At 65.2% G+C, this 11,606-nt stretch carries 8 protein-coding genes; 4 read left to right on the forward strand and 4 right to left on the reverse strand.

Translation table 11 applies throughout. The features are described 5' to 3' along the window. Positions 1–40 precede the first annotated feature (40 nt). A complete protein-coding gene (locus ACG33_RS13480) occupies positions 41–2,107 on the forward strand; it encodes a heavy metal translocating P-type ATPase (protein ID WP_237392631.1) in 2,067 nt (688 codons plus the stop codon). 518 nt (positions 2,108–2,625) lie between these two features. Continuing rightward, entirely contained in the window at positions 2,626–2,961 is a 336-nt protein-coding gene (locus ACG33_RS13490; protein ID WP_083536947.1) for an acetate and sugar kinases/Hsc70/actin family protein, read from the forward strand. A gap of 307 nt (positions 2,962–3,268) precedes the next feature. Here ACG33_RS13490 and ACG33_RS13495 read toward each other — a convergent pair whose 3' ends face one another. The 4 genes from ACG33_RS13495 to ACG33_RS13510 form a co-directional block, all read right to left on the reverse strand. Next, complete coding sequence (locus ACG33_RS13495; RefSeq protein ID WP_083536951.1) at positions 3,269–4,729, reverse strand: phospholipase D-like domain-containing protein; 1,461 nt, start codon at positions 4,727–4,729, stop codon at positions 3,269–3,271. Next, positions 4,726–6,882, reverse strand: a complete 2,157-nt coding sequence (locus tag ACG33_RS13500; RefSeq protein ID WP_083536952.1) for a glycogen debranching protein — start codon at positions 6,880–6,882, stop codon at positions 4,726–4,728. The genes ACG33_RS13495 and ACG33_RS13500 overlap by 4 nt, the downstream gene beginning before the upstream one ends. Beyond that, positions 6,879–9,419 (reverse strand): alpha-glucan family phosphorylase, encoded by a 2,541-nt coding sequence (gene glgP / locus ACG33_RS13505; protein WP_210399083.1) that lies wholly within the window; start codon positions 9,417–9,419, stop codon positions 6,879–6,881. The genes ACG33_RS13500 and glgP overlap by 4 nt, the downstream gene beginning before the upstream one ends. A gap of 218 nt (positions 9,420–9,637) precedes the next feature. Continuing rightward, on the reverse strand, positions 9,638–10,165 hold the full coding sequence (locus tag ACG33_RS13510; RefSeq protein ID WP_066921992.1) for a hypothetical protein: 528 nt from the start codon (positions 10,163–10,165) through the stop codon (positions 9,638–9,640). A 258-nt stretch (positions 10,166–10,423) separates the two neighbouring features. Here ACG33_RS13510 and ACG33_RS13515 point away from each other — a divergent pair, with 258 nt between their 5' ends. Further along, positions 10,424–10,627: a heavy-metal-associated domain-containing protein gene (locus ACG33_RS13515; protein WP_066921993.1), complete on the forward strand. Its 204-nt coding sequence runs from the start codon at positions 10,424–10,426 to the stop codon at positions 10,625–10,627. 413 nt (positions 10,628–11,040) lie between these two features. Beyond that, positions 11,041–11,412, forward strand: a complete 372-nt coding sequence (locus ACG33_RS13520; RefSeq protein WP_157071805.1) for a hypothetical protein — start codon at positions 11,041–11,043, stop codon at positions 11,410–11,412. Positions 11,413–11,606: the final 194 nt, after the last annotated feature.

Below are 11,606 nucleotides of genomic sequence, written 5' to 3' on the forward strand. Positions count from 1 at the left end.
AGATTCATCCTTGCATCCCTGCATCCTGGAAGACGGACCCATGAAACAACACGACCATCATCAACACGATCATCACGCGCATGGCGGGCATGCCTCCCATGCAGGGAAAGCTGCTCCTGGCGACGCCCACGCCGGGCACGACAAGCATGCCGGCCACAGCGTGGCGATGTTCCGCGACAAGTTCTGGCTCACGATGGTGCTGGCCATTCCCACCGTGATCTGGAGTGGAATGATCCAGCACTGGTTCGGCTACACCGCGCCGCAGTTCCCGGGGTCGGCGTACATCCCGGCGGTGTTCGGCACGATCGTGTACTTCTACGGTGGCCAGCCGTTCCTCCGCGGCGCATACAACGAGCTGCGCAATCGCCTGCCGGGCATGATGACGCTGATCTCGCTCGCGATCACCGTCGCCTTCGTTTATAGCGCGCTGGTCACGCTCGGCGTCGTCGAAGGATTGGACCTGTGGTGGGAGCTGGCCACGCTGGTGGCGATCATGCTGCTCGGCCACTGGATCGAGATGCGCTCGATCACCCAGGCCCAGGGCGCTCTCAAGGAACTCGCGAAGCTGCTGCCCGACATGGCGGTGCGGCTGGATGAGTCGGGCACCCCAAAGGAAGTCCCTGTCGCGGAACTCAAGCGCGGCGACCTGCTGCTCATCCGGCCCGGCGCGGGCATTCCAGCCGACGGTGACGTGAAGGAAGGGACCAGCGCCGTCAACGAATCAATGATCACCGGTGAGTCCAAGCCCATGGACAAGGTGGCGGGCGACAAGGTGATCGCCGGCACCGTCAACGGACAAGGCTCGCTGCGCGTCGAGGTGACAAAAACCGGCGACGAGACCGCGCTCGCGGGGATCATGCGGCTCGTCGAGCAGGCGCAAACGTCGCGCTCGCGCGCCCAGGCGCTGGCGGACCGGGCCGCGTTCTACCTCACCATCATCGCCATCGTCGCTGCCACCATCACGGCCATCGTCTGGCCACTCCTCGGTGAGTCATGGGCCTTCACGATGGAGCGCGTGGTCACCGTGCTCGTGATCGCCTGCCCCCATGCACTGGGTCTCGCCATCCCGCTGGTGACCGCGATCTCGACCACGATCGGTGCACGGAACGGCTTGCTCGTGCGCGATCGACGCGGCCTCGAAGAAGCTCGGCTCCTGGATACGGTCGTGTTCGACAAGACAGGAACGCTCACGCTCGGTTCCCATCGTGTCGTGAAGATCACCGCCGCCGAGGGATTCACCGACGACGAGGTGCTTCGCGTGGCCGCGGCCGTTCAGCGCGATGCCGAACATCCGATCGCGCAGGCGCTGATGACCAGCGCCAAGGAACAGGGCATCGACGTTCCGATGTCGCAGGGCTTCGAGTCCATGCCAGGCCGCGGTGTACGCGCAGTCGTCGAAGATCGCACGCTCCACGTTGGCGGGCCGGGGCTCCTGAGAATGCTCGGCGTCGAGCCGCCGGAGACGCTTCGTCAGGCCGCCGCATCCGCGGCCGCCGATGGCCAGTCCGCAACCTACCTGGTTGAAGGCGCTCGGGTACTCGCCGCGTTCGCGATCGCCGACGCCATCCGTCCCGAGTCCTTCGAGGCGGTCAAGCGCCTGCACGACAGCGGCGTGGAGGTTGTCCTGCTGACCGGCGATTCCACGGCGGTCGGAAACGCCGTCGCGAAGGAACTCGGCATCGACGCCGTCTTCGCCGAGGTACTCCCCGAAGACAAGGTGGCCAAGATCGAGGAACTGCAGGCCCATGGCAAGCGCGTCGCAATGGTGGGTGACGGCGTCAACGACGCGCCGGCGCTGCTTACGGCCGACGTCGGCATCGCCATCGGCGCAGGTACGGATGTCGCGGTCGAGGCCGGCGACGTCGTGCTTGTGCGCAGCGACCCGCGCGACGTGCCGGCGATCATCAAGCTGAGCAAGGCGACCTATCGCAAGATGATCCAGAACCTGTGGTGGGCCGCCGGCTACAACATCGTCGCCATCCCCCTCGCGGCTGGCGTTCTCGCCCCATGGGGGATCCTGCTGCACCCTGCGCTCGGGGCCGTGCTCATGTCGCTGAGCACCATTATTGTGGCGATCAACGCGCAGCTGTTGCGCCGGGCGGTGTAGCACAGTGATCGCCACCGACCTGTTACGACAGGCACAGCTCAGTGACGGGCGCCCTGTAATCTCCGTCCACCACCACGGCCTGGGCTTCACGCAGGCGGCACTCGCGCGCATGGGCAACCGCTTGGCGCCGGCGTTGGTCACCTTGGGCCTGTACGTGAGCGGGGCGCTCTTGAGCCTGCATTCCGACGGTCCGCAAGTGTTGCGGCCACTTGCCCTTCCTGGGCATGTTGGCCTTCGCCGCAGCGGGGTTGTTCTCGCTGCGGCTGGTCACCGCAATCGCCAGATCGGGGCATCTGTGACCGGCCGGCGGCTCCTGGCGCTGAACGTAGGTTCCACCACGCTGAAGGGCGCGGTGTATGCACTTCCACCCGCGGGGAGCCGGGAGGCACCGCATGTGATGGAGCGCGCCCGCGCCGAGATCCCGATCGGAGACGGGCCACAGGCGGGACTGGCAGCCCTGTTCGAGACATTGTCGGAGCCGGCGCACGGCCCCGACGTGGTGGTGCACCGCATCGTCCATGGCGGTGACCTGCGCGACGCCCGCGAACTCGACGACAACCTGCTCCCAGCTTGCCGTGGAACTGTTTGCAGTCCGGATTGCGCAGTCCATAGCGGCGATGGCGACGGGAATCGGCGGACTCGACCACGTCGTCTTCTCCGGCGGCATCGGCCATCGCGCGCCCATTCTGCGTGCACGGATCGTCGCGCGCCTGGGCTGGCTCGGCTTGACGCTAGCTCCTGACGACAACGACGCTGGAGCCGTGAGGATCGACAGCGGAATTGGACCGGCCATCTGGAACGTCGCAATCGATGAGGAACGCGAACTGGCCGAATCCGCGGTGACCTGGCTCTAGCACCCGGCACGACCGGACGCGGCTGTCCGGACGGGAATCACGCGTGGATCAGTGGCGTCGTGCGGGAGCTCGATGGCATCACGGTCGAATACCCGGACTGGTGATTCAACGTGCGCGCCTCGCATACCGAGCCGGTAGCCAAGGTGGTAATCGAAGTCGGCTCGCCGGATGCTCTTGCGGCCCGGCAGGAGCAGGTGCTCGCCGCGCTGCGCCAGCCTTGATCTGCATCAAAGAACGCGGCGCCGGGCGCTCTCGGCAAGGAAGGATGCCTGCCCGCTTGCCGAAGCGCGTCTCAGAGCGACCGCGCTCATCCGGCAGGCTTCCCCGGATCATCTGTCGCGCTTTGCTGCGCCACGCCGCGCAGCGCCCGGGCACGCATAAGAAGAGCCGCCCCGGCCCAGGCAGACAGCAAAGCAAGCGGCAGCACGATGGCGAGCGGCCAGAGCAGTCCGATGAGTGCCACCGCCAGCAGGACGAGCGCCGCGCCGCTCATGATGCCGGCCTCCGCCGGTCCGAGTACCCGCCGGTCGGTGATCGCCGCGCCGACCGCGTTGCCGATGCGCAGCGCACCGGCTGCGGCGCGCGACGCGCTGCCGCCGACGCTCCTGCGCCTCAGGGATGTCTTTGCGCCCGCGGGACATACGCGGCGACGAGCGTCGAGCACGATTTCCGTTGCATTGGCGATGTCCTCCTCGTACATGGTCTCCATGGCGGCGGCGAAACGCCCGTCCTCGACCGCGACATCGAGCTCATAATTGCCGAGCCAGCTGGAGAGATTCAGGTTGGTCGAGCCGATGCGCGCCCAACGCCCGTCGGCCACCGCAGTCTTCGCGTGGAGCATCGAGCCGTTCCACTCGAAGACGCGCACGCCTGCCTCCAGAAGCGGCCTGTAGCCCGAGCGCGAGAGCGAGCTGACGAGCGGCAGGTCGCTCGCGCCGGGAACGAGCAACCTGACGTCCACGCTGTCGAGCGCGGCGGCACGCAGCGCCTGAACGTACGGCGCGACACCGACGAAGTAGGCATCGGTGAGCCAGAGGGTCCTGCGCGCCATCGCGGCGATGAGCTGGTCCAGACGATAGAGGCCGGCGAGGTTCGGCGCAGCGGCGAGCACGCGCAGCGCCACGTCGCCGGCCTCGGGCATCCCTTCGGGCGCCGTCAGCTCCTCCGTGGCAAGCGCCGGCCCCGTCGCCGACCATGTTTGCGCGAACGCCTGCTCGATACCGGCGACCCCCGGCCCGCGCACCTCCATCCCAGTATCGCGCCACGGGGCGATGCCTTTCGGCCGGTCGCCAAGCCACTTGCGGCTCACGCACAACCCGGTGACGAAGCCGATGCGCCCATCCACCGCGAGCATCTTGCGGTGGTCGCGGGTGAGCCAGCCGAGCGGGCTGGCGAGTCGCGGCGGATTGAAGGCGCGCACCTCGCCACCCGCTTCCAACAGCGGGCGCCACAGCCGCCGGCCGGCGGCGAAGCTGCCCAGCCAGTCGTAGATGACGCGTACCCGGACGCCTTCGCGCGCTTTTACCGAAAGCGCCGCGACGAACTCGCGCCCGACGTCGTCGTCGGCAAAAATATAGTTCTCGAAGAACACGGTGCGGCGCGCGGAAGCGATGGCCGACAGCCATGCGGGATAGTGCTCCGCGGCATCTTTCAGGATGCGCGCGCTGTTGCCTGTCACGAGCGGCGCGCCCCCCGCGCGCGACAGCGCCTGCCCGGCGAGCAGGCGCAGCACGGACTCGGCCGCCGGATCGGGACAGCGCAGGTTCAAGCGGCCGGCTCCCGCGTAAGCACCACGACCGATCTCGCTGCCACGCGGTAGCGTTGCGACTCGAGCCGCAACGCCTCACCCCCCTCGAGGAAATCCGACGGGCTCTCCCTGCCCGTGTCGACCACGCGACACCATTCGCGCGGCTCGCCCTCCTGCACGTCGAAATCGAGGTCTTCCCAGTAGGCGTTGATCATGACGTACAGGTCACGATCCTGCTCCGAGGCGCCGTGCAGCGCAAAGGCGAGGCTGTGCGACTGCCAGGAAAGGTCGGGCTCGCGGCCTACTCCGTACCAGCGCACGTCCTCGCGCCAGAAGCGGTTGCGCGCGAGTGATGGGTGCTCCTTGCGAAACGCGATCATCAGCCGGAAGAAGCGGAAAACGTCCGCGTTCGCCTCGAGCCGTCGCCAGTCGAGCCACGCAGTCTCGTTGTCCTGGTTGTAGGGATTGTTGTTGCCGCGCTGCGTCTGCAGGAACTCGTCACCCGCGCGGAACATGGGCGTGCCGTTGGCGAGGAGGAGCAGGCAGCAGAAGTTCTTCGCCTGGCGCCGGCGCAGGCTGGCCACTTCGAGCAGCACACCCTCGTCGCCTTCCCAGCCGCAGTTCCAGCTGTAGTTCTCGTGCGGGCCGTCGGTGTTGCCGTGTCCGTTGGCCCAGTTGCGCTTCGCGTTGTAGGCGACGAGGTCGTAGAGCGTGAAGCCGTCGTGCGAGGCGATGTAATTGACACTCTGGTGCGGCCGGTAAGCGTGCATGCGGTCGTCGGGGAAGAGGTCGTCGCTGCCGTAGAGCCGGCGCATGAGCGCGCCCACCATGCCCGGATCGCCACGCACGAAGCGGCGAATGTCGTCGCGGAACTGCCCGTTCCACTGGCATGCCGTCACGCCCGGAAACGCCCGCCCAAGCTGGTAGGCGCCGGCCGCGTCCCAGGGCTCGGCGATGAGGCGCAGGCCGGCGAGCCCCGGGTCGGAAGCCGCGTCGGAAAGCAGTGGCGCATCCGCCAGGTTGATCGAGCCGTCTGCATTCCGGGTGAAGACGGACGCGAGGTCGAAGCGAAACCCGTCCACGCCCATGTCGTGCGCCCAGTGGCGCACGCTGTCCATGATCATCTTGCGCACCGCGCGGTTCGCGCAGTTGAGCGTATTGCCGGTCCCCGAGAAGTTCTCGTAGGGCCGCTCCGGGCGGTCCGAAATCATGTAGTAGGTGCTGTTGTCGATTCCCTTGAAGCTGTAGGTCGGCCCAGTGTGATCGCCCTCGCCGGTGTGGTTGTACACCACGTCGAGCACCACCTCAATGCCCGCCGCATGCAGCGCGTCCACCATCTCGCGACACTCCGCGTGCTGCGACTCCGCAGCACGACGTACCAGATAGCCGTTGTGGGGTGCAAAGAAATTGAGCGGCGAGTAGCCCCAGTAGTCGCCATCGGAAACGTCGAACTGGAACACCGGCATCAGCTCCACCACGGTGACGCCGAGCTCCTTCAGGTAGGGAATCTTCTCGATCACGCCAGCGTAGGTTCCGCGCGCCTCGCGCCCTACCCCCGAGCTCGGATCTCGCGTGAATCCCCCGACGTGCAGCTCGTAGATCACCGTCGTCGCCTCGTGCCGCACGCGCTTTCCGGCCGGCTGGCAGGCCGCCTCGCGTTCGAAGGCGAGCACGCCGAGCGGCGCCTTCCCGGCGTTCGAGCCCGGACGCGCCGCCGCGAGGCGATCGAACGACGGCGGGAAGAACACGGATCTTGCGTAGGGATCGAGGAGCACCTTGTCGCGATCGAACGCGTGCCACTCGAAGCGGCCAGCAGGCGGCGGTCCGTCGATGCGATAGGCGTAGTAGGCCGCACATTTCATCGCCTCCCGCGGTATACGGCAATGCCAGACGCGCCCCGACTTGTTCCTGAGGTGGTCGAAGGCATGGATCAGCACCGGATTCACCAGATCGTCCGACGCGTACAGCAGGAGCTCCACGGTGTGCGCGTGCTTGGAGTAGAGAGCGAAGTTGAACGCCTGCACCTCTTCGACCCAGGTCGCGCCGAGCGGGAACGGCAGCCCTTCCGCCGCCCAGCGTGAGCCTGGCGGGTGCGACGTCTTCAATGTATCCACGCGCGGCCGGAACAATGTTCCAGGCGAACGCCGCGTTCCATTCCCGCTGTCGTCGCTCATCGTTGCCACAGAATGCGTCCCGCTTCGAGAGGCACTGCGGCATCGAGTTTGGGACTAATCCGCGGTGTATAGTCGCTGGCTGGCCGCGTCGCTGTCACACGCGCCGTGTAGGTGTACGTGCTATCTGCGCCGGTGTGGCGCTCAGCGCGGCTCATCTGCCACCGAATCGGTTCGCTACCGTTCGCACCGTCCGCGTAGAGCTCCACACGCACGTGCTCGGGGTCGAGTTCGCCGAGGTCGATCCGCACATGGAAGGCGTGCCCTTCCGCGGTGCTCTCGACGTGCATTTCGTCGAACCGCAGCGCACTCCAGTTTTCTTCAATAGCGCGTATACGCCGCGCGAGCTCTTCTCCCCGCGCTCCGGACTCGGCTGCGCGCGCGAGATAGGCTGCCGCGGCCGGCAGATAGTGCCGCTCGGTATATTCCCGCACCGAACGGTTGGCGGAGTAAGTCGGTGTAAGTGACGCCATGCTCGCACGCATACGGCCAACCCACGCCCGCGGAATCCCGTGCTGGTCGCGTACATAGAACTCCGGCGCCACCTGCTTCTCCAGGATTTCATAGAGCTGTTCGGCTTCGATGGCGTCCCAAGCGGGATCGTCGCCGTGTTCATTGCCATCCCCGATGGCCCAGCCGACCTCCGGGCGGTACGCCTCCGCCCACCAGCCGTCGAGCTCTGACAGATTGAGTCCGCCGTTGACGAGCACCTTCATTCCGCTCGTGCCGCTCGCTTCCCAGGGACGCCGCGGCGTGTTGATCCACAGATCAACGCCCTGTACGAGATGCTCGGCGAGCGCGACGTCGTAATCGCTGAGGAAAACGACACGGCCGCGTGCCCCGGGCCGGTCGAGAAAGCGCATCCATTCGCCGATGAGCGCCTGCCCGGCACCGTCGGCGGGATGCGCTTTACCCGCGATGATGAGCTGCATGGGGCGCTCGGGATCATCGAGGAGCCGCAACAGGCGCTCGGCGTCATGCAGAAGCAGATTGGGCCGCTTGTAGGTAGCGAAGCGCCGGGCGAAACCCAGAGTCAATGTCCCGGTATCGCACACCTGATTCGCCGCCTTGATTGCTTCGGCCGGCGCAGCGCCTGCTGTGCGCTCGGCGACGAGCCGCTGGCGAACATAAGCGATCATCATCGCCCGGTTGGATGTGCGCAGCTGCCACAGCGCGGCGTCGTCAACAATGCGGATGTGCTGCTCGAGCCCTTCTGTCGGGTGCCGCCAGCGACCCTTGCCGCATGCTCCGGTCCAGAGCGCGTCGGCTGCGGGCGAATCCCATGCCGGCACGTGAACCCCATTGGTGACGTGTCCCACCGGCACTTCGTGCTCCGGCCAGCGCGGGAAGAGCGGCCTGAAAAGCCGCCGGCTCACGGCAGCGTGCAGTCGGCTGACGCCATTCACTGCGCCGCTTCCACGCATTGCGAGGTATGCCATGTTGAAGGGCTCGTCCCGATTGGCTGGATCGACCCGGCCAAGCGCGAGAACATCACGCACGGGGATGCCGAGGGACTGCGTCACGTATTCGCCGAGCGTGCGCTCGACCAGTGCCGGAGCGAAGACATCGAACCCGGCCGCCACTGCGGTGTGGGTAGTGAAGAGATTGCCCGCACGTATGGTCGTGAAGGCGGCATCGAACGATCGTGCAGTCACCTGCATGAAGCTGCGCGCGCGCTCGAGGACGGCAAGCGCGGCGTGACCTTCATTCAAGTGGCACACTTCAGGCGCGTGCCCGAGCGCGAGCAACAGACGCCAACCGCCGATCCCGAGGATGACCTCCTGCTTCAACCGCAACTCAGCGTCGCCGCCATACAGCTCGCTGGTGATGCCGCGATGCGCCGGGAAGTTCGATGCGTCGTTGCTATCCAGGAGGTAGAGCGTGACGCGGCCCACCTGCACCTGCCACGCCCGCAGCGACTCCGGCAATCCGGCAAGGCCGAGGCGTACGTGGACCCATTCGCCCTTTGCGTCGCGGACGGGCGTGATGGGCAACTGGCCCGGATCGTTATACGGGTACAGCGCCTGCTGCGCGCCATCCGGACCGATCGTTTGACGGAAATAGCCGCGCTGATAAAGCAGTCCTACGCCGATGACGGGCACACCGAGATCGCTCGCCGCTTTCAACTGATCGCCGGCGACGTTGCCAAGCCCGCCCGAGTAGATCGGCAGCGCTTCACCCAGCATGAATTCCATGCTGAAGAAGGCGACACACGTGAGGCGGGCGTTGCCGTGAACGCGCTGAAACCACGCGGGCGCCTGCATCGCAGCGCGATTCGAGCGCAGCAGCTCGTCGACCTCTTTGCGAAAGCCGCGATCGGACAGACACTCGCGCAGCCGCTCGCGCGATATCGTCTGCAGCACGATCCACGGATTGTGCGTGCGGTCCCACAGAGCTGGGTCGAGCCCCCGCCAGAGGCGGTCGGTGCAATGGTTCCACGACCAATGCATGTCGAGCGCAAGAGCGGCGAGAGACCTGAACCCATCCACATCGGTTGGAAGGAAGCTATAGAGCGCGTCGCTTGACGGTAAGTGCATCATGCCCTCCGATCCTCGTTTCCTGCAGGCATTGCGCAATGCATCCTCGACGACCGTCTGCGCTTCGAGCAGGCGGCACAGGTGATCCGCGCCCCCTGAGGGGCATGCCGCGAACCAGGCGCTATCGCTGGCGTCGGCGTGTACTCGTCGTCGTCAGCGTGGCCAAGACAGCGACTCGCTTCCACCCCACGAAACCTTGCGTCAGCACGGCCGCCGCCGCCCTACATGTGGCCCATCTTCTTCTTGCCCATGCCGCTGCCCATGCTCGAATCCATCTTCTGCTTGGTGGAATCGACCTTCTGCATCTGCATCTCGCAGTGCTCCATGTCCTTCTTCATCTGTTCCATGTGCTGCATCATGGCCGACATGTCCATGTCTTTGTGCGCGGAGGCATCCCCACCCTTCATCGACATGGCCTGCTGATGCATCTGCGTGCTGCCTTCCTGCATCTGTCGGCCCATGGCCTCCATGGCTTTCCCCCTTTCGCGCATCATGGTGGCCATCTCCTCCATGTGCGCGGCCATGGCGTCGGGCGGCGCTGGCGCATTCTGAGAAGCCGAGGACTGCGGATCAGCAGCGTGCGCTGCCGGAGCGTGGGGTGACGCTGGGGTGCTTGTGCTGGCGGGCTGTTGCTCCATGGCGCCCGACTGACCATGCTTGTGCATGTCATCATCAGCCAGCGCCGAGCCAGCGAGCGCGGCACCGAGGATACAGACCATGACGAGCGACGGCCGACGATAGTGCTTCATGACAACCTCCGATATGTTGGCGACGATTCCCCTCGGGAACCGTTGAGCGCGACGCGCTCAAGAAAAAACCAACCTGTGTGTACGGTTGGTTCGTTCATCCTACGTGCGGGAAGCTGTCGATGGCATGACCCCGACATTACGATGTTGCAATCTCCTCGTCATGCAACGACGACGCCTTTCGGGTTCAGCCCATTGGCTAGCTGCGCGCGCCTCGTCGCGCAGGCATGCTGGCAGACACCAGACCGATAGGAGGTTCCCATGCAGAAGTTCGACATCCAGAACATGACCTGTGGCGGCTGCGTTCGCGGTGTCACACGGGCCATTCAATCCGCCGATCCCGCCGCACAGGTTCACGCCGACCCGGCCAGCCGAAAGGTGGACGTCGTCTCCGAGCAACCGCATGCGGTGCTGCAAGCTGCACTGACGAAAGCTGGCTATCAAGCGGTCGGGATCGATCCGTAACAAACACCCAACAGCTTCACCGGGGCGTCCGCCAGGCCGGAGTGGACAGCGACAATACTCCGGCTGTTCTCCAGCCGACAGCTCAGTCGACCGGCAACCTGATCGCTCAATCCGATGGACACGGGCGGTCAGACTCCGCTGGGCGACAACGCTGCGACGACCGCACCATTACAGTGGTGCAATTTCCCTGTCAGCTTTCTTGCCCCCAGAAAAATGCGCTTTTCTTGACCTGTCGCACCACGATAGAGCCTTGATCGTGCCGTTTTAGGTGTTGCACTTAAAAATGTCATAACGATTACATGAATGTAATTATGATGTCATCCATGTGACAGCAACCTCTACCTAAGCTGACTTGGCGCTCATCCGCGTCAACCGTTAACCCTGTACAACACCCCCCGTTAGGAGGAACACCTATGAAACCTATGAAAACACCTTGGATGGTCCTGGTGGCAGCACTCTTTGTCGTGGCCGTTCCCGTGCATGCGCAGCCGGCAGAGGAGCCCATCGTCAAACTTCTCAACGAGATGTCAGAGAAGCCGGAGCATCATCTGGCCATCGCAGGCTACTACCGCACGCTGGCCGCCGAAGCGCTCACGGAAGTGCAGAAGCATGAAGCCATGCGCAACACCTATCGGCGGCACGACCACCGGCGGCTCAAAACCGGCATGCCGGCGAGGCGGTCAATGAAAAGGCATTGTGATCGCCTGATCGAACTCCACCAGGAAACCGCCAGGGAGTACGAAGAACTCGCGAAATTGCACGAAGCTGAAGCAGCGACAAATTGACGGCCTGAGAGCGAAACTCCGCCCACCAGAGGACGGCACTGAGGGGCGGAGCATCCTTCTTTCGGGCAAGTCCGCTTGTAACGCGCCAAGCTGCACGCCTGCGCACAAGCCATCATCTATAACGACGATTGGTGCACGCACAGTACGGAATACAACGACGGTAAGAGCCATCGTCTTCATCCACTCATGAGCGC

Source organism: Steroidobacter denitrificans, assembly GCF_001579945.1.
GTDB lineage: Bacteria > Pseudomonadota > Gammaproteobacteria > Steroidobacterales > Steroidobacteraceae > Steroidobacter > Steroidobacter denitrificans.